Source organism: Bacillus sp. FS02, from assembly GCF_024398395.1.
Lineage (GTDB): Bacteria > Bacillota > Bacilli > Bacillales > Bacillaceae > Bacillus > Bacillus altitudinis.
In genome coordinates this window covers 995,836-1,018,771 of sequence record NZ_CP074101.1, presented here as the reverse complement: position 1 = coordinate 1,018,771, position 22,936 = coordinate 995,836, and the positions used below count along the sequence as shown (strand labels likewise).

Annotated in this window: 21 protein-coding genes, 1 tRNA gene and 1 pseudogene; 20 read left to right on the top strand and 3 right to left on the bottom strand. The window is 39.7% G+C overall.

Annotated elements, in window-relative coordinates; translation table 11 throughout:
• Window positions 1–7 precede the first annotated feature (7 nt).
• A complete protein-coding gene (locus KFQ09_RS05190) occupies window positions 8–811 on the bottom strand; it encodes a DUF2262 domain-containing protein (RefSeq protein WP_079920620.1) in 804 nt (267 codons plus the stop codon).
• A gap of 534 nt (window positions 812–1,345) precedes the next feature.
• Between KFQ09_RS05190 and KFQ09_RS05185 the strand changes: the two are divergent.
• Window positions 1,346–3,288, top strand: a pseudogene (locus KFQ09_RS05185) (LTA synthase family protein).
• Between the two features lie 156 nt (window positions 3,289–3,444).
• Window positions 3,445–4,011 (top strand): signal peptidase I, encoded by a 567-nt coding sequence (lepB, locus tag KFQ09_RS05180; RefSeq protein ID WP_019743962.1) that lies wholly within the window; start codon window positions 3,445–3,447, stop codon window positions 4,009–4,011.
• Window positions 4,012–4,053: 42 nt separating this feature from the next.
• Here lepB and KFQ09_RS05175 read toward each other — a convergent pair whose 3' ends face one another.
• The gene (locus tag KFQ09_RS05175) at window positions 4,054–5,346 is read right to left on the bottom strand and encodes a homocysteine synthase (RefSeq protein WP_008349114.1); all 1,293 of its coding nucleotides are present in this window, start codon (window positions 5,344–5,346) and stop codon (window positions 4,054–4,056) included.
• A 265-nt stretch (window positions 5,347–5,611) separates the two neighbouring features.
• Here KFQ09_RS05175 and KFQ09_RS05170 point away from each other — a divergent pair, with 265 nt between their 5' ends.
• The 12 genes from KFQ09_RS05170 to KFQ09_RS05115 all read left to right on the top strand — a co-directional run bounded on the left by KFQ09_RS05170 (window position 5,612) and on the right by KFQ09_RS05115 (window position 14,881).
• Window positions 5,612–5,767: an FbpB family small basic protein gene (locus tag KFQ09_RS05170; RefSeq protein ID WP_034647783.1), complete on the top strand. Its 156-nt coding sequence runs from the start codon at window positions 5,612–5,614 to the stop codon at window positions 5,765–5,767.
• A 162-nt stretch (window positions 5,768–5,929) separates the two neighbouring features.
• Window positions 5,930–6,697, top strand: a complete 768-nt coding sequence (locus KFQ09_RS05165) for an ABC transporter ATP-binding protein (RefSeq protein WP_116306628.1) — start codon at window positions 5,930–5,932, stop codon at window positions 6,695–6,697.
• Between the two features lie 14 nt (window positions 6,698–6,711).
• The gene (locus KFQ09_RS05160; protein WP_035392610.1) at window positions 6,712–7,701 is read left to right on the top strand and encodes an aliphatic sulfonate ABC transporter substrate-binding protein; all 990 of its coding nucleotides are present in this window, start codon (window positions 6,712–6,714) and stop codon (window positions 7,699–7,701) included.
• A gap of 44 nt (window positions 7,702–7,745) precedes the next feature.
• Window positions 7,746–8,534, top strand: coding sequence for an ABC transporter permease (locus tag KFQ09_RS05155; RefSeq protein WP_225310416.1), 789 nt, complete (start codon window positions 7,746–7,748; stop codon window positions 8,532–8,534).
• Between the two features lie 14 nt (window positions 8,535–8,548).
• Complete coding sequence (ssuD, locus tag KFQ09_RS05150; RefSeq protein ID WP_035392606.1) at window positions 8,549–9,691, top strand: FMNH2-dependent alkanesulfonate monooxygenase; 1,143 nt, start codon at window positions 8,549–8,551, stop codon at window positions 9,689–9,691.
• Between the two features lie 543 nt (window positions 9,692–10,234).
• Entirely contained in the window at window positions 10,235–10,447 is a 213-nt protein-coding gene (locus KFQ09_RS05145; protein WP_003211695.1) for a hypothetical protein, read from the top strand.
• Window positions 10,448–10,562: 115 nt separating this feature from the next.
• Window positions 10,563–11,309 carry an ABC transporter ATP-binding protein gene (locus tag KFQ09_RS05140; protein WP_008349096.1) on the top strand — a complete coding sequence of 249 codons (747 nt, stop codon included), beginning with the start codon at window positions 10,563–10,565 and terminating at the stop codon, window positions 11,307–11,309.
• Window positions 11,287–12,753 carry a hypothetical protein gene (locus KFQ09_RS05135; protein ID WP_050827085.1) on the top strand — a complete coding sequence of 489 codons (1,467 nt, stop codon included), beginning with the start codon at window positions 11,287–11,289 and terminating at the stop codon, window positions 12,751–12,753. Before KFQ09_RS05140 ends, KFQ09_RS05135 begins: the two co-directional genes overlap by 23 nt.
• Window positions 12,737–13,642: a PqqD family protein gene (locus KFQ09_RS05130; protein WP_035392602.1), complete on the top strand. Its 906-nt coding sequence runs from the start codon at window positions 12,737–12,739 to the stop codon at window positions 13,640–13,642. The genes KFQ09_RS05135 and KFQ09_RS05130 overlap by 17 nt, the downstream gene beginning before the upstream one ends.
• Window positions 13,639–13,920, top strand: coding sequence for a hypothetical protein (locus tag KFQ09_RS05125; RefSeq protein ID WP_035392600.1), 282 nt, complete (start codon window positions 13,639–13,641; stop codon window positions 13,918–13,920). The genes KFQ09_RS05130 and KFQ09_RS05125 overlap by 4 nt, the downstream gene beginning before the upstream one ends.
• A gap of 79 nt (window positions 13,921–13,999) precedes the next feature.
• Complete coding sequence (locus tag KFQ09_RS05120) at window positions 14,000–14,680, top strand: hypothetical protein (protein WP_035392598.1); 681 nt, start codon at window positions 14,000–14,002, stop codon at window positions 14,678–14,680.
• A 127-nt stretch (window positions 14,681–14,807) separates the two neighbouring features.
• Window positions 14,808–14,881: transfer RNA gene (locus KFQ09_RS05115), tRNA-Gly, on the top strand.
• Window positions 14,882–14,977: 96 nt separating this feature from the next.
• Here KFQ09_RS05115 and KFQ09_RS05110 read toward each other — a convergent pair.
• On the bottom strand, window positions 14,978–15,574 hold the full coding sequence (locus tag KFQ09_RS05110) for a hypothetical protein (RefSeq protein ID WP_080987785.1): 597 nt from the start codon (window positions 15,572–15,574) through the stop codon (window positions 14,978–14,980).
• Window positions 15,575–15,657: 83 nt separating this feature from the next.
• On the opposite strand from KFQ09_RS05110, the gene queG reads away from it, so the two are divergent.
• The 6 genes from queG to KFQ09_RS05080 all read left to right on the top strand — a co-directional run bounded on the left by queG (window position 15,658) and on the right by KFQ09_RS05080 (window position 22,925).
• Window positions 15,658–16,806, top strand: coding sequence for a tRNA epoxyqueuosine(34) reductase QueG (gene queG, locus KFQ09_RS05105; RefSeq protein WP_026050065.1), 1,149 nt, complete (start codon window positions 15,658–15,660; stop codon window positions 16,804–16,806).
• A gap of 61 nt (window positions 16,807–16,867) precedes the next feature.
• Window positions 16,868–17,770: an amidase domain-containing protein gene (locus tag KFQ09_RS05100; protein ID WP_035392596.1), complete on the top strand. Its 903-nt coding sequence runs from the start codon at window positions 16,868–16,870 to the stop codon at window positions 17,768–17,770.
• Window positions 17,771–17,813: 43 nt separating this feature from the next.
• A complete protein-coding gene (trmL, locus tag KFQ09_RS05095) occupies window positions 17,814–18,287 on the top strand; it encodes a tRNA (uridine(34)/cytosine(34)/5-carboxymethylaminomethyluridine(34)-2'-O)-methyltransferase TrmL (protein WP_003211950.1) in 474 nt (157 codons plus the stop codon).
• Window positions 18,288–18,729: 442 nt separating this feature from the next.
• Complete coding sequence (locus KFQ09_RS05090) at window positions 18,730–20,625, top strand: PrkA family serine protein kinase (protein WP_017360374.1); 1,896 nt, start codon at window positions 18,730–18,732, stop codon at window positions 20,623–20,625.
• A 140-nt stretch (window positions 20,626–20,765) separates the two neighbouring features.
• Complete coding sequence (yhbH, locus tag KFQ09_RS05085) at window positions 20,766–21,929, top strand: sporulation protein YhbH (RefSeq protein ID WP_007497035.1); 1,164 nt, start codon at window positions 20,766–20,768, stop codon at window positions 21,927–21,929.
• A 363-nt stretch (window positions 21,930–22,292) separates the two neighbouring features.
• Window positions 22,293–22,925, top strand: a complete 633-nt coding sequence (locus KFQ09_RS05080) for a biotin/lipoyl-containing protein (RefSeq protein WP_007497037.1) — start codon at window positions 22,293–22,295, stop codon at window positions 22,923–22,925.
• Window positions 22,926–22,936: the final 11 nt, after the last annotated feature.

Genomic DNA, 22,936 nt, shown 5'->3' with positions numbered 1-22,936 from the left:
CCATTCTTTAGCCAGCAATGTGTGCATCTTGAAACGTTCCATTCATATTGCCAGAGACAATGATGACATGTCCCCAAAATAAATCTCCGTCATGATAGTAGGCTTCGAATTCTCCATTTGGATAAGCATGGAGGCTTTCAAGAGAGATGCGGCTGATAAATTGATCCGGTGTGATCTCTTCTGAATTTTCAGCGGAGTCGTCTTGTTCCTGCCAATCTTTTGCTAGTTCAATCAGCTGATTTGCTGCATATGACTTCATGGAGGCATCCCATGTTGTCTGCTCTTCTACGAGTTGTCTAGCCGTTTTCAGAGAGTCATTCGTTTCTTCCTCTTCTTCAAGATTGAAGTAAAGTAGGCACTCCTCATTGCCCCACTGGATGGTTGTTTCAAATAAGTCTAGTCCTTTCACTAATTCAAAGGTACCCAGCTTGTCATCGTGGTAAAAGATAGGTTGTTGAGCTTCTTCTAATATTTCTTGAAGTTCCTTATCCTCAGTATCTGTATCAACAAGTGAAACGAGCATAAATTCACCCTCACCTTTACGTACTTGAAGTGTGACGATAGATTCTTTATGTAATTGCGCTTGTTTTTCCCGTAATCCCTTTTCATCTGTTAACCAGCACAGTCTCACTTTTTCAGTTATGATGCGGTCTTTTTCCTTCCATGCAATGAGTGGGATTGAAGCAGTCCAAAGAGTTTCTTTTCCCGCTTTTCCTGCGCCGACTCCAGAAGGTCCTGTAACAGCCATGATGTCTATCACTTCTTCTGAGAATCTTTGTTCAAATATGTTGATTTGTTTGTTTGATTTCATAGGATGTCCCCCAGCTTAATTTATTTGATGGAGCTATACCTTTATCACACCGTACATTGGCAGGGGAAATCAAGCTTTTTTTGTTTAAAACTGTTTTTTAGGTTTGTGGCAACAGAGAGGATACATGGATTGCTGGAGGTTGAGTCACAATAAAAAAGCAAATCGGTTCGGATTTTGTATAAATTTGGCTAAGTGAGTCGAAAAGCCTAGGTGATTCTTCCTTTTCTTTATAATTACTTTGACACGATTAGATGAAAAAAGTAAAGTAGTACTGAGTGATTTACAAAACCTTCATCATTCTCTGAAACATGAAGCGGCAGTAAATTTAATGTAAATGGATATTTTTCCTTTTATTTACTCGTATTTTTTTTGAAACTTATGATGCTTCTTATTCGTTATATTAAAGGAGCACATGTAACCTGCGGAGAAAAGAGCATCGGAATGCTTGGTGCAGAAGATTTACATTTGCAAAATCAATGTAAATTTTTTATGATTTCATTTATATCAGATCGAAAATAAGAAAGAAGAGGTTTTATGAAAAAAATATTTGCGAACAAATATAGCTTTTTTGTTTTGGCTGTCCTTTTATTTTGGGCAAAATCGTACACAGCCTACAAAATGGACTTTAATTTAGGAGTGAAGGGATCTTTTCAAGAGGGTCTTCTCTTATTAAATCCATTCAGTTCAGCCATCGTGTTTTTAGGACTTGCTCTCTTTTTGAAGGGGCGTAAATCGGCCATTGTTTTAATTGTCATTGATTTTATTATGACCGCACTTTTATATGCGAATGTAGCGTACTATCGTTTCTTTGATGATTTTTTAACCTTCCCGACAATGAAACAAGCCGGTAATCTTGGGGAGGTATGACTGGCGGTGTGTTAGCAAGTATTAAGCCGCATGACCTTTTGTACTTCCTAGATATCATCATTTTAATTGCCATTGTCATTTGGAGACCAGAAGTGAAGAAGTTCCAAATGAAAAAAACTTTCGCACTGCTGATTGTGGCTGCAGGTGTTGGACTGTTCTTCGTTAACCTACACTTAGCTGAAAAAGATCGTCCAGAATTATTGACGAGAACATTTGATCATAAGTACATTGTGAAATATTTAGGTGTTTATAACTATGCGATTTATGACGGCGTGCAAACCGCACAAAATGCAACGCAGGTAGCAAATGCGAGCAGTGATGATTTAACGGATGTCGTGAACTATACGACCTCTCACTATGCGAAACCAAATGCAGAATACTTTGGTCAAGCTAAAGGGAAAAACATCATCAAAATCCATTTAGAAAGCTTCCAGTCATTTTTAATTGACTACAAGTTAAATGGAGAAGAAGTGACGCCATTTTTAAACAAACTAGCTCATGGAAAAGAAGATTTTACGTATTTTGATAACTTCTTCCACCAGACTGGTCAAGGGAAGACTTCTGATGCTGAGCTCATGATGGATAATAGTATGTTTGGCTTGCCAGAGGGTGCAGCGTTTGTGACAAAAGGTGAAAATACCTTCCAATCACTTCCTGCCATCTTAGATCAAAAAGCAGGCTATACGAGTGCAGTGCTTCACGGGGATTATAAATCTTTCTGGAACCGTGACACGATTTATAAACATATGGGAATTGATCAATTCTTCGATGCATCTTATTACAACATGGATGAAGAAAACCTTGTAAACATGGGTCTGAAGGATAAACCATTCTTTAAAGAATCAATCCCAATGTTAGAATCAATGAAAAAGCCATTTTATGCACACTTAATGACATTGACCAACCATTATCCATTTAATTTAGATGAGAAAGATGCGACAATCGCTAAGGCAACAACTGGCGATAAAACAGTGGATAATTATTTCCAAACAGCGAGATACTTGGATGAGTCATTAGAACAATTCTTTAAGGACTTGAAAAAATCGGGTCTGTATAAAGACTCAGTGATTCTATTATATGGTGATCATAACGGTATTTCTGAGAACCATAACCGTGCAATGAGTGAGATTCAAGGGAAAGAAATTACGCCATATCAAAATGCACAAAATCAGCGTGTACCGCTCATGATTCGGATCCCTGGTAAACAAGGTGGCGTGAATCATACGTATGGCGGTGAAGTAGACGTGATGCCAACGCTTCTTCACTTACAAGGTATTGATTCAAATGAGTACGTGAATTTTGGAACAGATTTATTCTCTAAGAAGCATGATCAAACTGTTGCATTCCGTAACGGAAATTATGTGACACCAAAATATACCCTTGTAGATAATACGGTCTACGATACAAAAACGGGTAAAGTGGTGAAACAAAACAAAAAGACAGAAGCGATTAAAGCCCGTGTTGATAATCAGTTAAGCCTGTCAGATAAAGTACTGTACAGGGATCTTCTTCGATTCCATAAGCTATCTGATTTTAAACCAGTGAATCCATCTGATTATTTCTATGGTAAAACAAACAAAGAGACAGAAGCGGATTCTTCTGCTAACTAACTGAGTTTTGGGCAAGCACAGAAAGGTGCTTGCCTTTTTCTCTCTTACAGCTTGATTTGTTGGCAAAATATGTTTATATTTAGGGAGAAACAAGCGTGGCGTCAGCGATCAGCTGGCGATAACTCATTTTGTCCTAGGGGATTTCAGGAGGAGCTTATGACAACAAATACAAAAACACAAAAAAAGAAATCAGAATTATGGGGCTGGATTAAAGCCATCTTAATCGCATTTATTGCTGTTTTTATCATTCGTAACTTTTTATTCGCACCGTATATTGTAAAGGGGACTTCTATGGAACCGACACTGCATGATACAGAGCGGGTGTTTGTGAATAAAACAGTCGATTACTTCGGCGATTATAAACGCGGACAAATCATTGTTCTTGATGGGGAAGAGCGCAGTACTCACTATGTGAAACGATTGATTGGTTTACCTGGTGATAAAATCGAAATGAAAAATGATCAGCTATATGTAAACGGTCAAAAAGTGGCAGAGCCTTATTTAGCATCAAACAAAAAGAAAGCTGCCGCAGATGGCACCTTGCTGACACCTGATTTTGGTCCTCTTACAGTCCCTAAAGGAAAGTACTTTGTCATGGGTGACAACCGCCAAAACTCAATGGACAGTCGCAACGGTTTAGGTCTTTTTACAAAGAGTGATATTCAAGGGACAACATCATTCGTGTTTTATCCCTTCCAAGATATTCGATTAATCAATCACTAGTCAATAAGAAAAAGCACACAGGTGTGTGCTTTTTTTGTTTGGTTAAGACTGGCTTTTTGAAATCGCCTGTTCTAGATCTGCCAGAATATCTTCAATCGCTTCTGTTCCAACAGATAAACGAATAAGTTCTGGTGTCACCCCTGTGGCTTTTTGCTCTGCTTCACTTAATTGCTGATGCGTTGTGCTGGCAGGGTGGATGATGAGTGACTTAGAGTCGCCTACGTTTGCAAGATGTGAGAAAAGCTGAACCGAATCAATGAGTTTTTTTCCTGCGTCTTTGCCACCTTTAATGCCGAATGTGAGGATGGCACCTTGCCCTTTTGGTAAATAAGTTTGAGCCAGCTCAAAGGATTCATGGCCTTCAAGACCTGGATAGCTGACCCATTCTACAAGAGGATGATCTTGTAAAAATTGTGCTGTCTTCAATGCATTTTCACTGTGGCGTTCAAGGCGAAGATGCAATGTTTCTAAGCCTTGCAAGAGTAAAAATGAGTTGAATGGTGATAAAGCCGCCCCTAGATCACGTAAGAGCTGTACACGTGCTTTTGTGATATAAGCTGCTTCGCCAATCGCTTCTGTATACGTCAGACCATGATAGCTAGGGTCTGGTTCCGTCAGGCCTTTGAACTTATCACTATCACTCCAAGGAAACTTGCCGCTGTCGACGATGACTCCGCCAATGGATGTGCCATGGCCGCCGATGAATTTCGTCGCTGAATGGACAACAATGTCTGCGCCAAATTCAATCGGTCTTAACAAATAAGGGCTTGCAAGTGTGTTATCCACAATTAGAGGAATGTGGTGCTTGTGTGCAATGGCTGATACGGCTTCAATATGTAAAATGTCGCCTTTTGGATTTCCGATGCTCTCTGCATACACTGCTTTTGTTTTATCTGTAATGGCTGCTTCAAGTTCTTCAAGGTTTGAGGAATCCACAAACTTTACTGTTATTCCAAGCTTTTTCAAGGTATGAGCAAATAAATTATATGTGCCGCCATACAGACTGCTGGAGGATACGATTTCGTCACCAGCTCCTGCAATGTTTAAAATGGAGTAAGTGGTCGCTGCTTGTCCTGAGGAGACAGCAAGTGCACCAATTCCGCCTTCAAGCTCAGCGATCCGTTTTTCAAACACATCATTTGTCGGGTTCATAATACGTGAATAAATATTACCGGGTTCCTGAAGTCCAAATAAATTCGCCGCATGCTCACTATCTCTAAAACCGAAAGAGCTTGTTTGGTAAATAGGTACAGCTCTTGAATAGGTGGCTGAGTCCAGTTCTTGACCTGCGTGTATTGCTTTTGTTTCTAAACGAAATTGAAGTTCTTCTGACATGTGTGTATCCTCCTTTTGTTAGATAAAACCAACTATTTTAATAAGAAATATTTAATAAGACTATAAATCTTGTTTACTGCCCGGTCAATCATTTTTTAGATAAATCTGAAAAAACAATAAATATAGTTGACATGTCGGAATAGTATGTATTAACATAAGCATACTGAAAATACCAACAAGAATTGCTGATCGGTCAACCGAAGGCTCGTTCACTCAGGCATGAGTGAAGGGCCTTTTTTTATTTTAATCTGAAGGGAAGATGAAGATGGAGAAAAAGAAAAAACGAAAAAAATACAGAAAACATTTGGATATCACATTAGACATTTTGATTGAGCGGAACAAATATGAAATTTACAGCAATCAAGAACGAATAGAAGAGATTTACGATCGTATTGATGAAAAGCATACAAGGTCGAAATAACTATTTTATAAAATATAGTTGATTCATAGGAATAATATGATTTAGGATGGTGCTAACAACTCAATATGAATAGCTGATCGGACAACACGAAGGCTCTTATCTCTCTTTTGGGATAAGGGTCTTTCTGTGTATCTATCTGATGACAAGAGGAGTGAACTTGCATTGACTATTTCCGTTGATATTGTGGATAAGTCTTTTTGGAAAGACAAACAAACCATTCAAGTGCTTGAAAACGTAAGGTTCACCATCGTTCCTGGTGAATTCGTGACGGTGATTGGTCCGAGCGGTTGCGGGAAAAGTACATTGCTGAAGATGATTGGAGGCCTTGATACAGATTATGATGGGGAGATCGTGATAGGAGAAAGGCGTGTGGTAGAACCAGGAATGAAACAGGGCTTTATCTTTCAAGAGCATCGCTTGTTTCCATGGCTGACGGTCGAAGAAAATATCGCTGCCAATTTCAATTTAAAACAGGCGGCTGTTCGCCGCAAAGTGGATGAATTAATTGACATTGTTCGGTTAAAAGGTTTTGAACACGCCTATCCACATGAGCTTTCAGGCGGGATGTCACAACGTGTTGCTATTGCAAGAGCACTCCTGCGTGATCCGGAGATTTTATTGCTTGATGAACCTTTTGGTGCGCTAGATGCATTTACACGGAAACACTTACAGGATGTGCTGCTGGATATTTGGCAGGAGAAAAGAACAACGATGGTGCTTGTCACTCATGATATTGACGAATCCATTTATTTAGCCAATGAAATTGTGCTGTTACAAGCAAGACCCGGCCGAATTCATAAAATCCTTCCCGTGAACTTACCATTCCCGAGGAATAGAACGTCAACAGCTTTTCAGAGCTTAAGACAAAAGGTGCTTTCAGAATTTGAGAAAACAGATGAGCTGTTACTGACGAATGGCTCAGGAATTTAAGGAGGTCAAATCGAATGAAAAGGCAAAAAAGGATCGTTCTCTTTCTGGGTATCCTCCTTGTATTAGCTGGGTGTGGTCAAGCAGCGAATGGATCAGAAGACAAGCCGAAAGAAGTTCGGATTGGGATTCAGCAAAGTCTAAGCCCACTTCTTTTAGCAAAGGAAAAAGGGTGGTTTGAGCAATCATTTGAAAAAGAAGGTATGAAAGTCAAGTGGGTGGAGTTCCAAAGTGGTCCTCCCCAATTCGAAGGGCTCGCCGCCAATCAATTAGATTTTTCACAGGTTGGTAATTCACCTGTTATAGCTGGTCAGGCAGCAGGTATTGATTTTAAGGAAATTGGTTTATCTCAGGATGGGTTAAAGGCGAATGGGATTTTAGTGAATAAGAACAGTGAGATTCAAAAAGTAGAAGATTTAAAAGGGAAAAAAATCGCCGTTGCCAAAGGAAGCAGTGGTTTTGACTTTTTATACAAAGTATTAGATCAGGCTGGTTTATCTGCAAAGGATGTTCAGATCATTCAGCTTCAGCCGGATGAGGCAATATCTGCGTTTGAAAATGGATCAGTTGATGCTTGGTCGATCTGGGAGCCGTTCTTATCACTTGAAACGATAGAAAAGGGAGCAAAGCTACTGGTTAATGGAGAAGCGACCGATTTATATTCACCTGGATTCACACTTGTCAGAACCAAGTTTGCCGATGAGTACCCTGAACTAGTGGTGCAATTTTTAAAAGTATATGACAAAGCGGTGAAATGGCAGAAAGACCATCAACAGGAAGCCATTACACTTTATGCTCGTTTGAAACAATTAGATCAGAAGGTGGTGACACAAGTATTAAACAATACAGAGCCGCTCAATGAGCCCATTTCTAAGAAGATCATAAACGCCCAGCAGCATACAGCTGATTTTCAATATCAAACAAAGGCGATTCAGCGGAAGATTGATGTCAATCAGGTGGTAGATAATTCGTTTATTGAAAAAATGCTGAAAGAGGAGAAGAGTTGATGAAAGCTGCATCTAACCCAGCCCTTGTGACTAAAACTGAGCGAATGAAGAAAAAAAGGAGAAAAGCTTCATCCTTCATCATGTTAAAAGGACTTGTATTACCTGCTTTACTCATTGCGATTTGGCAGGGAGCTGCTGCTTCCCAAATCGTTTCTTCTACTGTACTACCTGCACCCACTGTCATTGCGGAATCTTTTCGTGAGTTGATTCGTTCCGGTGAGCTGTTTGGCCATCTTTACATCAGTCTCTACAGAGCAATATGCGGGTTTTTACTTGGGGGAGGTTTAGGACTTGCGATGGGTCTGTGTGTCGGTTTTTCTAGGAAAACCGAGCAGTATGTAGATCCGACCTTGCAAATGCTGAGAACAGTTCCTCATTTAGCGGTGACTCCTTTATTTATTCTTTGGTTTGGTTTTGATGAATCAGCGAAAATTTTATTGATTGCACTTGGGGCTTTTTTTCCGATCTATATCAATACTTTTCTAGGAATTCGCAGTGTAGATAACAAGCTGTTCGATGTGGCTCGCGCTTTAGAGTTTAATCTGTATCAAAATATCACAAAGCTCATTTTACCTGCTGCCCTTCCTCATATTCTTCTGGGCGTGAGGCTTTCATTAGGCATTGCCTGGCTTGGTTTAGTGGTGGCTGAATTGATGGGGTCGAGTAGTGGAGTTGGCTACATGATTATGGATGCAAGACAATTCTCGCAAACGGATAAAGTGTTTGTAGGGATTATCATCTTTGCGGTAGTTGGTAAGATGACTGATTCATTTGTACGGCTGTTAGAAAAGCGACTGCTCAAATGGCGCACAAGTTATCAAGGTGAAAAATAACAGGAGGCGATATGATGAATATTCTATGGTTTATTCCAACGCATGGGGATGGGCGTTATTTAGGATCATCGAAAGGGGCAAGACAGGCAGACTATCCGTATTTTAAACAAATTGCTCAAGCTGCCGATCAGCTTGGGTACACAGGGGTCTTGCTGCCTACTGGTAGATCTTGTGAAGATCCATGGCTGACAGCGACCGCTTTAGCTGCAGAAACAACTCATTTAAAGTTTCTTGTGGCTCTTCGGCCAGGGTTGATGCAGCCGTCTGTTGCTGCTAGAATGACCTCCACATTTGATCGGCTTTCAGGCGGGAGACTGCTGATCAATGTTGTAGCGGGAGGAAGTAAAGAAGAACTTGAAGGAGACGGGCTATTCATTTCTCATGATGAACGCTATGAGGCAACAGAAGAATTTTTGACCATCTGGAAGCGGTTATTGAAAGGAGAGAATGTTCAGTTTCAAGGGAAGCATCTGCAAGCACAAAATGGACGTCTGCTATTTCCACCAGCTCAAACACCACATCCACCCGTTTTTTTTGGAGGATCATCAGAAGCAGGCATTCAAGCCGCTGCAAAACATACAGATGTTTATTTAACTTGGGGCGAGCCGCCTGCACAAGTAAAAGAGAAAATCGCACAAGTGAAAAAGCAGGCTGAAAAGGAAGGAAGAACGGTGAGGTTTGGTATTCGACTTCATGTGATCGTGAGAGAAACGGAAGATGAAGCTTGGCAGGCAGCGGAACATCTGATTCGTCATTTAGATCAAGAGACTATTGATGAGGCGCAAAAGACTTTACAAGGGATGGACTCAGTAGGGCAAAAACGAATGGTTGAATTACATCAAGGGAATAAAGAGAAGCTTGAAATTAGCCCTAATCTTTGGGCAGGCATTGGCTTAGTTAGAGGCGGGGCAGGAACAGCGCTCGTCGGGGACCCGCATACAGTAGCAGAACGTATAATAGAATATCAGTCTCTAGGTATTGATACATTTATCTTTTCTGGTTATCCGCACTTAGAAGAATCTTATTATTTAGCAGAACTTGTTTTCCCGCTTCTCCCATTTAAAAGAAATGGTGATGCAGGACCACACGTTCCTGCTGGTGAAATTATTGGGAACAATTACTTTCCTGATACAGCCTCTGCTGCAAGTTCCTCATAAATGAAAGCAAAGCAGTCATACTTGTGTCGGGCTGCTTTGCTTTTTTTATAGAAAGAGATGCAAGTAAAATGATATGTGCTGTGGAAGAAGGCAAGGGCTTTTTTCCCAACAGAATTTCTTGTATATACATATTTTAAGAGACAAGAGAAGAAGGAAAATATGCTCACTCTTTTGTCGGAATTATCAGTTAATATGTCGTATTTGATGTGTTAACGACATATAATTAGGACTTTTATATCTGATATATCGGGGGAATTCTTTCTATCTCAAAAAAATGAAAGATTAAATAGAAGAGATGATGAAAATGAACTATTTGAAAAAAGGCAGAAAAAAGATGGATTTATTGACAATATTTGGGTTTTGTGGTTCTTATGTTGTGGTGAAAAATAGTAAAAAAGGGAGAATTTATACAGTTGAACATGAACAATTGAATAAAAAGTCACATTTTACACGAAAATATGTTCGGTCAAAAATGGGATCTTCTGTTGATGTTTGGAGTGTGACGCCTATGATACGATCATCATAAGCTGGGAGGTGAAAAGTATGACTTATGCAGCGCCGCAAGTTGACTATTCCACTATGGAACCTGCTATTATGGACCAAGCTTGGTTCTTAGTATTTGTTGCTGTCCTTCTTGGATTGGGAGCAACAGTTGTTCTAGGAGCAGCAGTTTGGTGTTTAGCAAACGGCAAGGGTAGCTTTACAGGAGCCGTTCAGTGGGAAAGTGGCTTAAAAGTCCAAATTGAATGTAAGTAGCTATACTTAGGATTCATCTTTTTACTTCTTAGATAAGACACCAGGGCTAAACCGTCTGTGGCGGGCGGTTTAGCCTGATCTGTTTTTAAAGAATATGCAGACACTTGGAGGTTATATGTTTACGATCGAGAATTTAACCAAGACGTATAAAAATAACGTGACTGCTGTCAATGATTTTCATTTGAAAATTGCCCCTCATCAAATCGTTGCTGTGGCTGGACCAAATGGATCCGGTAAAACAACGATGATTAACTGTGTACTCGGCATCATTAAGCATACAGAAGGAACCATTCATATCAAGGATGTCACAAATGATGATCCATCCTTTAAAAAACAAGTCGCCTATGTTCCAGATGATCTGCTGCTCCCTGAAGCATTGACTGGTGCTGAATATTTAGATTTTGTTTCTTCTATGTATGAATGTAAAACAATTCAAAGAAGAAATCAACTAATTGAATTGTTTGATATGGAATCAGCTTTATCAAGACCGATTGAAACCTATTCCCATGGAATGAAAAAAAAGACACAGCTGATTGCTGCCTTTATGCTTGAGAGTCAATTAGTGATCATGGATGAGCCCTTTAGAGGACTTGATATTGAAGCGGTTATAAACACAAAGAAACTAATGAAACGTTATGCCGAGCACCATGGTGCAATCTTGCTTTCAACGCATGATATGCTTTCAGCGGAAGAGCTGTGCCACAAGATCGCCATTATTTCTAAAGGAAATAAAATGGATGAAGGGACGGTTTCGGCCTTAAAAGAAAAGTATCAATCAAGCACATTGGAACAGGTGTTTCTGAAAGCTTCAATGTTAAGTGATAGGGGTGCACATTTTGATGAAATCATTAATCATTTCTAAAATGATGCTTAAAATGTGGCAGCAGGAGATGTATAAGCTCTTTGATACTCAAACGAAGCGAATCATTGTGGTCTTATTCTTTTTGTTTGCAGTCACAATGGGAGCCATCATCGGATACAGTTTTACGGGTGTCTTTATGAAGGCTTTCTTAAATGGAGATGACCGTTCACTTGGGTTGTTGGTTGTGTCGATGGCAATCAATGCATCCATTTTTACAAGCTTGTTATTTGTGCTGATCAAAGTCAGAACACCTGAACAAGATCGTTTTTCTATGCAGCTCAGCTGGTTTCCGCTGTCTACCTTTCAAAAAAGTCTTGGTTACTTCATTCCGATGGTGACAGTCGTGACAGGGCTTGTTTTATTTTTCATCGGGATCTTGCTTTTACCTAATTTTATTGCACAAGGGATCGGTATTTTCTTTATTCTTACGTTCTTTTTGATGGTGCTGTTGCAATCGCTCTTTGTCTTAACACTGCTTCAGCTCATTTACAACGTGACTTATTTACTCGTACTAAAATTAAAATTACCGTTGCAAAAATTTGCAGCGATATTTGTTTTATTAGCGCTAGTTGTAGCGTATGGAATGACACATTTCGACATCAATCAAATACAGCAATCATATGTACAGTTTGATTATCATTTGATGTATTTTACAGCGCCGTTTTTCTTAGCGGCACAAGGGATGTCTCCTGACGGGGTGAATTATGCGATTTTGATCCTCTTCATCTTATTATCTGCGGGAGGCGCATTTATTTCTCTTGCTTTAATGCCAATTATGGCTGAGAAAAAAGCGTTAACCTTTCTGCACAAGCTGCCATTTTCATCTTCGAAAAAGTGGTCACTCATTGTAAAGGAAATAAAGTCACAAGTGAGAAATGAAGAAAATATTTTAAACTTTCTCATCCTCCTTATTGTCATTTTATTTGTCCGTTATCAGTTTGCCTTCCGCTTTGAAGGAGAAGCTTTTTTTGTCTTATGTGCGCTAGCTGGGTTAACAGCTTTTAATTCATTTGGCAATGACAAACGTATGCTTGGGATGTATAAAACGTTTGGTCTAAGGCCGTGGGAAGTGGCTCTTTATAAGTTCCTCGGGCTTTTGCTCGTTGGTGTGATCCAAATTGTTTTATTTATGATCACAACACTGACGCTCCCGGATCAGATCTGGATCGTGTTGATTGGCGCTGCTGTCTTGTGTAATGCAACGGCTCTCTTTTATGTGGTAGGTATTTTATTGCCCCTTGATCGAAATAATCCATACACAGGTATTTTCTCGTTTGGAGCGCTTATTTTAATCATGATTCCGATTGTATTTATTGGAAACTATGTGATAGGGGAATCGAGTCAAATGCTTCAGTGGCTGCTTGTGGCAGGATTTGAATGTCTGCTCATCTTTGCCATATATAAAGGTTTTTCATGGAGGTATTCACATGATTCAACTTCTTAACAATAAGCTAAAGATTGAGCGGGTGCCGGCACTTGCGCCATATGTGACTTTACAAAAAAGGCATTTGACTGATACGCAGTACGGAAGCTCACTTCCAATTAACGAAAGTGCATATCATATGTTAACGAAAGTGGATGGTCAAAGGACAGAGGCGAGTATTACGGCAGAACTCGCCGATTTGTTTCAGGTCGATGAGTCTGTGATTGCCCGCGATTTTTATCAATTGATGATGGGGCTGAATCAGCATCACTTGCTGTCGATTCATTATCAATCGCCATATCGGACTGTCACAGCCTTCTGTCAATTTTTTAAGCAGTATCAAGTAAAGATGAAAGAGCGGTTTGACTGCACGGGTCATTCATTTCTTCACATATTGGGTACGGCTCTGCTGATGGTGACGCGCAAAATCATCTTTTTCTGGGTGCTCTTTATGATCATGGCGGGAATCGCCTTTTTATTTATTCCTGATTCATCGATTGCGGCCATTGCGATTTATTTTACGATTATTTATTTCGGATTAATTACTGGAACTGCCTTGCATGAGGCGGCACATGGGTATGCACATCGGAAGTTCGCCGGCCGGGATGGTCCTCAAGGCTTTTTTGCGAGCGATATGATGTCTGTGAAATTTGTGAGGCCTGTTTTAGACCCGTTTCAGAAAAAACAGGTGTGGATTACACTGCTTGGTCCGCTTTTGCCGGGGCTCATTGGCGCAGTCGGAATCATTGTGACTGTTTTATTTCTAAAAGAAAATCCAATTTCGACAGGGTTTTTCATTTTTTCAATCACGTATTTTATTCAATTGCTCTACCTTCTTCCGTTTATGGGGGATGGTAAGTCTATTATGAAGCAGTTATTGCTTGGTGGAATGGGAGGACAACGATCATGAACGTTCAGGCAATGAAACAAGGTGCAATTGTTGGTAGTTTCCTAGGTTTCTTAGGTTTTCCGATGCTGACCATTGGTGTTCTGTTCTATCACTTATTTCAATCAAAAACAAATAATGAATTATTATTTAACAGTCTTGCTTTTGAGATGGAAGGTTCGTCTGCATTTACGTTCCAAATCAAACCAAACTTTTTTATTTATATGGTTGTCATTTTTGCTGTCAGTTTTTTCATTGTGGCATTCCTATCAGCCATGAAACAGAAAAAAGCGAAAGATTAGGAGAATTCTCCTAATCTTTTTTTGTATATTAAACCAAATTTTAGTATAATAAAAAATAAATGTATAAAAGGGGATATCAATGATTAAGAAATGGAGCATTCTTTTATTGACTGTTTTTCTATTAGCAGGATGCGGCGAGAAGGCTGCAGAAACAACAACGACAGAGAAAACGGTCTCAGAAAAACCTGCAACAGAGAAAAATAAGGAAACAGCAACTCACGATGAAGTAACTGTCGAACCTATGAAACTAACAAAAAATGAAAAAAGTCTTTTGGAAGCATTATCAGATAAGCCGTTTGAAGCGATGACAGTGAAAGGACTAAAAGGCAGTAATAAAAGTGTATCCTTGATCGGTATGCATTACAAAGATGGACAATTATTAAAAGAAGATACAAAAAAAATCACCATTGACCTTCATCAAAATGGCGTCGATAACAGTGTGAATTTTATCTATCAGCTAGAAGATGAAAAAGATGATCTGTTAAAAGTAACGTATAGCTTATGGAAAGATAAAGAGCAAAGCGAACTAACGAAACTCTCGACTAGCATGGATTTCAAACAGGACGTGGGAGGAAACACAACGATATCAGCTTCAGATCTTTTTCACATGTCTCCTGGAGAGAAAAAATTAATTTCTACTACCATCACAACTGGAATGAACCATGAGTTTTCTGGTTTAACAGGTTCTGAAAAGAATCTGAAAGAGGAATTAAAAGATGTAAAGCAGGCTTATTTGGTGTATTTGCAGCTAGACAAATAACTATCGTAATATATATGGAGAATATGAAATTTTTTGACGAAAAATCTTCATATTCTCTTGACGAATTGTTAAGAAAGTTGTAACATAATAAAAGTCAACGCAATGACGTTGTCTTTAAAAGATTGATGCGGGTGTAGTTTAGTGGTAAAACCTCAGCCTTCCAAGCTGATGTCGTGAGTTCGATTCTCATCACCCGCTCCAATACATAATTTTGTTTATAACGCAGTATTTCGTTTCATAGATAAACGAAGTGTTGCGTTTTTTATTATGTCAGTATAATGTGAAAAGCACTGTGACCTACAGTGCTTTTTCAATGAGTTCATATTTGCTTTCTCCACCATGTATTTGTATAAACATCTTCGTCAAGGATTGTATAAGCGCTTCACTCTTTTCCCGGGAAATAGATGGTGGGAAGAGAATGATTTGAAGAATGCTTTTTGTGTCTTGAGAAATTTGAGCTTTACTTGCTTGAGAAAATAACCCTTTAAGCTCTGCGCCATCCTGCCATTCAATATGACCAGTTTCATTTTTGGATAATGAAAGAGGCCCTTTCAATTGATCGGCATCTAATGTAAGGATAGGCAAGAAATATTTTAATGAAAAAAATATCGACAAATCCTGTACGGAATTGGTCGAGTCAATAAATTGTTCTTTTTGAATATCAGCAAGTAGCGGAAGAAAGGGGATATCTTCTAGAAGATTCGTCCATTCTTTGATCGCTGGTACTTCTTCCAAAGTTTGATCTTCATATTCAAAAAACAAAGATTCTTGAAACAGACGCAGTCGGCCTTTTAACATTTGAGGGGATTTTCCTATCTCAATATGTGAATATTCAATCTGTCCAACATGGATAGACGGGCTTTGAGGTTGGGAGATTTCCATTTGTATCTTCACAGTGACTCACTCCAATCGGTCATGATACACTCGTATTATACTGAAAACAACTGAAGAAACAAAGAAAGGAGGTTTGCAAGGTGATTCATGTTGGACAATTAAAAGAAGAGTTAATTCAATATGCGAACGAAATTGGTGTCGATAAAATTCGATTTGCAAGTGCTGATACATTTGATTCATTAAAGGACCGCCTCATCTTACATGAATCGTTAGGGTATTTGTCCGGTTTTGAAGAACCTGATATCGAAAAACGAACAAATCCTGCTTTGCTGCTTCCAAAAGCAAAATCAATTGTCGCCATTGCGCTCGCATACCCTTCCAAAATGAAAGATGCTCCCCGAAGTACAAAGGATGCAAGAAGAGGGATTTTTTGCAGGGCTTCATGGGGAACTGATTATCATGTTGTGCTGAAAAAAAAGCTCGACATGCTTGAAGAATTTTTGCGCAGTAAACACGAAGATATACGGACAAAATCAATGGTGGACACAGGTGAATTGTCTGACCGTGCTGTAGCCGAACGTGCTGGCATTGGCTTTAGTGCAAAGAACTGTATGATTATCACACCAGAGTTCGGATCTTATGTCTATTTGGCTGAGATGATTACAAATGTTCCATTTGAACCGGATGAGAAAATAGAAGACCAGTGCGGAACTTGTAATAAATGTGTGGATTCATGCCCAACGGGTGCTCTTGTGAATCCAGGCCAGCTCAATTCTCAAAGGTGTATTTCGTTTTTAACACAGACAAAAGGGTTTTTACCTGACGAATTTCGCTCGAAAATAGGGAATCGGTTGTATGGATGTGATACGTGCCAAACGGTCTGCCCAATTAATAAAGGGAAAGACTTTCATCTACATCCTGAAATGGAGCCAGATCCTGAAATTGCAAAGCCGCTCTTAAAGCCACTGCTGACAATCAGCAATCGTGAATTTAAAGAGAAGTATGGTCATGTTTCTGGATCATGGCGAGGGAAAAAACCTATTCAGCGGAATGCCATTTTGGCACTTGCTCACTTTAAAGATACATCTGCTTTGCCAGATTTGGTTGACCTGATGCATAAAGATCCAAGACCGGTCATTCGAGGCACGGCTGCTTGGGCAATCGGTAAAATTGGCGATGGTCAGCAACTTTCAGAACTGGAAAAAGCCCTTGAGCGGGAAAGTGATGAAGAAGCAAAACAAGAGATCATCAAAGGGATTGAATTGTTACAAACACCTTTAAATACTAAATAACCTCCCATTGAACATAGAATGAACCAAACAGAGATGTTAAAAAAAGTTTGGTGGTGTCTGTGTGAAACAATTATTAGAACAAACGTTAGAAGACAGACTGGCATATTTATTAAATGGCAGTACGATCAAACAGCCGCAGCTGATGTCTGATGTGGACGCTGTGGAGCGAAAGAAAGAGCTGTTTGCAAGAAGACAAGTTGAGATTGTCAAGGCGAAAGCAAAAGCAAAACTTCTCGATTCAGCTATTCAAGATGATGGAGCTCAGCAAGTACAATATCTCGCTCACCTCACTTATGTCTGTAAGGATATAGACGATTCTTTTTATTTAGAGGAACAGGTTGAGAAAAGAGAAGCGTTTCTTTATAACGACATGCTTGTGAAAGATCGGATGATGTTAGAAGAACGACAAAAGGAAGATCAGGTGGATGAGCGCTTCCAAAAAGATGACCAATTTGGAAGAGCTTTTCACTATGACCGGCGTGCAGCTGTTCAATATGCTGAGACGTATTGGAATAAACGGAATCCAGCATATAAAAATTTTGAAGATAACTGTACGAATTTTATTTCACAATGTCTAAAAGCAGGGAATGCGCCAACGAGAGGATATCCGAACCGTGGATCTGGCTGGTGGGTTCGTCCACATACATGGAGCTACAGCTGGACGGTGGCACATTCGATGAAAAATTATTTAGCCAATTCCAAAGCGGGGTTGAGAGCAAAGAAACTCAACGAGCCGCAAGAGCTTCAAATAGGTGATGTGATTTGCTACGATTTTGAAGGTGACGGTAGGTATAATCATACAACCATTGTCGTTGATCATGATAAAGGCGGAATGCCTCTTGTGAATGCACAAACGTATGACAGCCGTATGCGTTACTGGTCGTATGAAGATTCAACGGCTTATACACCTAATATTCGTTATACGTTTTTTCACATTTTGGACGATGCTCCAAAGGATAGTTAATGGTATAATGTTGAGCGGAAAAGAAAATTAGAGGTGAACTTTTTTGGGACTTCATGTCGTTTTATATCAACCAGAAATTCCAGCTAATACTGGAAATATTGCGCGAACATGTGCAGCAACAAATACAACACTTCATCTGATTCGTCCGCTTGGTTTTTCGACAGATGATAAAATGCTGAAGCGTGCAGGACTCGATTATTGGAAATATGCCAATGTCGTCTATCATGATTCATTAGATGAATTGTTTGAGGCTCATCCGAAGGGGCAATTTTTCTATATCACAAAGTTTGGGCAAAAGCCGCATACAACGTTCGATTACTCGCAGCTAGATGAAGACTACTTCTTTGTATTTGGCAGAGAGACGAGTGGATTGCCAAAAGATTTGATTGAACGGAATATGGATCGCTGTCTACGTTTACCAATGACAGAGCATGTTCGTTCACTGAATCTATCGAATACGGCAGCGATTCTTGTGTATGAGGCGCTTCGCCAGCAGCAATACCGAGATTTGATATAAGAACATGATAAAAGCCGAGATCCGATCTCGCTTTCAGTGAATATGTAAGTACTGAAAATATGAACGAAATGAAAAAGGATGTTCCGCTGATGGAACATCCTTTTTTTCATTTACCAGGCTTGCCTTCGTAGCCAGCTGTGAAAATGGATACTAAAAACGTAATGATGACGCCCATCATAATGACCGTTCTCATATAAGCTCCCCCTTATCCCTTTGTTCCTTCGCTGCCGGTTTCATATGTTGTGAAGTTCGCCTTGAAAAGCAGGAGATGAAGATCATTTTTCTCCTGTTTTTCCTTTATTATGAAGGGTCTTGCGGATGGTTGTCAATTCAGTTTGCCAATTCGTCATTTTGAAGAACGAAAGCATGTAATAGGACGCCTCCGCATAGATTGTAAAACAGTATCTGATTTCTAGCTTCAATCTTGAAAGAGGAGGTTCATATGGATATTTTAAAGAAAATTGAACAGCACAGAGAAGAAGAGCAGCGACTGAAATGGGAAGGCACCTTCAGCGAATATTTAGATATTATTAAAGAAAATCCACTTGTCGCTCAATCTGCTCATTCTCGCGTTTATCATATGATTAAGGACAGCGGGATTGAAGAGGAGAATGGGGTCAGAACCTACAAATTTTTTGATCAGGAGCTTTTTGGTTTAGAGGAATCATTGGAAAGGCTAGTGGAAGAGTATTTTCACCCTGCGGCTAAACGTTTAGATGTCAGAAAGCGTATTTTATTGTTAATGGGGCCAGTCAGCGGCGGGAAATCGACGCTTGTCACAAGGCTGAAAAGAGGGCTGGAAGAGTATTCACTAACAGATCATGGCGCAGTCTATGCGATTAAAGGCTGCCCAATGCATGAAGATCCGCTTCATCTCATTCCGCAAAATCTGCGGGAGGATTTCTATAGAGAATACGGCATACGTGTGCAGGGGAATTTATCACCTTTGAACTTGATGAGGCTCGAAGAGGAATACGGTGGCCGCATTGAGGATGTGAGAGTGGAACGAATTTTTTTCTCAGAGGACAAACGGACCGGCATTGGTACCTTCAGCCCGTCTGATCCGAAATCTCAGGACATTGCCGACTTAACAGGAAGTATTGATTTTTCAACGATTGCTGAATTTGGTTCAGAGTCAGACCCGCGTGCGTATCGGTTTGATGGAGAGCTCAATAAAGCGAACCGTGGAATGATGGAATTTCAGGAGATGTTGAAGTGTGATGAGAAATTTCTATGGCATCTTCTTTCATTAACGCAGGAGGGAAATTTTAAGGCGGGGCGTTTTGCGTTGATTAGTGCGGATGAATTGATTGTTGCACATACGAATGAAACGGAGTACCGGTCATTTATTTCGAATAAAAAGAACGAGGCTTTACACTCAAGAATTATTGTGATGCCGATCCCTTATAATTTAAAGGTGACAGAGGAAGAACGTATTTATCATAAGATGATTTCAGAAAGTGATGTCTCAGATGTTCATATTGCACCGCATACGCTAAAGGTAGCTGCGATGTTCTCTATTTTGACAAGGCTGAAAGAGCCGAAGCGGTCTGATATCGATTTGGTGAAAAAAATGCGACTGTATGATGGGGAAAGTGTCGAAGGTTTCCAATCTGTTGATATTGATGAGATGAAAAAGGAATTTCATGACGAAGGAATGAGCGGAATTGACCCGAGATATGTCATTAACCGCATTTCATCCACCATTATTCGAAAGAACATGGAATCCATCAATGCACTGGATGTCCTCCGTTCCTTAAAAGAAGGACTCGATCAGCATCCATCGATCTCAAGTGAAGATCGGGAACGTTATTTGAATTTTATTTCTGTCGCACGAAAAGAGTATGACGATATGGCGAAGAAGGAAGTTCAAAAGGCATTTGTGTATTCCTATGAGGAGTCTGCGAAAACTCTCATGGATAATTACTTAGATAATGTTGAGGCGTACTGCAATAAAAACAAACTGCGTGATCCGTTAACAGGTGAAGAAATGAATCCTGATGAAAAGCTCATGCGTTCAATTGAGGAACAGATCGGCATTTCTGAAAATGCCAAAAAGGCATTCAGAGAAGAAATCCTCATTCGGATTTCGGCTTATGCGAGAAAGGGCAAACGCTTTGATTATAATTCTCACGAGAGATTACGTGAAGCTATTCAGAAGAAGCTCTTTGCCGATTTGAAAGATGTCGTGAAAATTACGACATCGACGAAAACGCCGGATGAGCAGCAGTTGAAAAAAGTCAATGAAGTAGTGGCGCGATTGATTGATGAGCATGGCTATAATTCTACAAGTGCAAATGAACTCTTAAAATATGTAGGCAGTCTTCTGAATCGTTAATAAATGAAGGAGGCATTATTGGCGCAAACCAGCACCGGTAATGTCTTTTTTAAAAATCGTCGTCATTTCGACGACGACCAGCATACGATAATGGAATCGATGGGTACAAGAATTGTCCAAAAAGGTGAGGAGGGGGATGGATGTCCCGGCAAGAAAAAAGTCAGTTTATTGTGTCTCAGGAAGACTGGTCCCTCCATCGAAAAGGCTTTGATGACCAGCAGCGTCATCAGAAAAAAGTCAAAGAGGCGATTAAAAACAATTTGCCGGATCTTGTCACAGAGGAAAGCATTATTATGTCTAATGGCAAAGATGTGGTCAAAATTCCGATCCGTTCTTTAGATGAATATAAAATTCGGTACAACTATGATAAGAATAAGCATGTAGGTCAGGGGGATGGAGACAGCCAGGTTGGCGATGTGGTCGCTCGGGATGGATCTGACAGTAAGCAAGGGCAGGGAAAAGGTCAAGGTGCTGGAGATCAAGCCGGTGATGATTATTACGAAGCAGAAGTCTCATTAATGGATTTAGAGGAAGCGCTATTTCGTGAGCTGGAGCTACCAAATCTTAAACAAAAGGAACTTGATGATATCGTTGTCGAGGAAATTGAGTTTAATGATATTCGCAAAACGGGGTTAACCGGTAATATCCATAAAAAACGAACAATGCTGTCAGCATTTAAACGAAATGCTATGACAGGAAGCCCTTCCTTTTATCCTATTTATCCAGAGGATATTAAGTATAAGACGTGGAATGAAGTCACCAAACCAGAATCGAAAGCGGTTGTCCTAGCGATGATGGATACGAGCGGAAGTATGGGGCTTTGGGAAAAATATATGGCGAGAAGCTTTTTCTTTTGGATGACACGTTTCTTGCGGACAAAGTATGAGACAGTCGAGATCGAATTCATTGCTCACCATACAGAGGCGAAGGTCGTAGACGAGGAGCACTTCTTTTCTCGGGGAGAGAGCGGGGGAACCATTTGTTCTTCTGTCTATCGAAAGGCACTAGAGCTCATAGACGAACGATATCCCCCGTCACGATATAATATTTATCCTTTCCATTTTTCTGATGGTGACAATTTGACCTCTGATAATGCACGGTGCGTGAAGCTCGTTTCTGAAATTATGAAAAAAGCCAATTTATTTTGTTATGGTGAAGTGAATCAATATAATCGGCATTCTACGTTAATGTCAGCATATAAACATATTCAGGATGAGAAATTTAAACATTATATTTTGAAGCAAAAATCAGACGTTTTTCTCGCATTAAAAAAATTTTTTCAGCAGGAAGAAGTTCTTTCTTAAAGAGAACATTCAAAAAAACCTTTCAGCATAAGGGCTGAAAGGTTTTTTGTGTGGAGAAGGAAGGGATCACCAGAAAAAAAGTAAAACTTTCTCTTTGACATTTCAATTTTCATTTATTAATATTTAATCTTGTTAAATATAAGTTTTTCAAAAAAAGATGCCGATCGTCTTTTCTTCTTTTTCTGCTTTTTGCTCATAAGTGAACAATAAGTATAAATGGGCTGCACACCATTTTCAGCGGAGTAGAAAAAGGGGAAACAGACAGCTCTATGAGCTTGTTTCATAATCTGTCAGATGATGGGCATTCTAAGTTTGCTAAAGCAGATGACACTATATTTTTATACATGAAAGGAGAAACAAAACATGAACAGAGGGCGTTTATTGCTAACAAATATTATTGGCCTTATTGTGATTCTTGCCATTATTGCCGGAGGTGCTTATTACTACTACGAAAGCACAAACTTCGTAAAAACAGATGAAGCAAAAGTGACAGGTGACATGTACCAAATTACAGCGCCAGCAGCTGGACAAATCAAAGGCTGGGATATCAATGAAGGTGACGAAGTGCAAAAAGACAGCACAGTTGCAAAAGTTGAAGGAGAAGCAAAAACAAACATTAAAGCAGTGGCTGATGGCACATTAGTCAAAAAAGAAGTACAAAACAACCAACAAGTGCAGCCTGGGACAGTTCTTGGTGAAACGATTGACCTAAGCAAGCTTTACATTACAGCGAATATTAAAGAAACAGACATTAAGAACATTGAAAAAGGCGACAAAGTGGACATCGTTGTAGACGGCGATCCTGATACAACTTTTGAAGGAACAGTTGAACAAATTGGTTATGCAACAAACTCAACATTCAATATGCTGCCAGCAACAAACTCAAGTGGTAACTACACGAAAGTGACACAAAAAGTAGCAGTGAAAATTTCAATTAAAAATCCATCTGACAAAGTACTTCCAGGTATGAATGCTTCTGTCAAAATTTCATCTTAATGATGACTGAT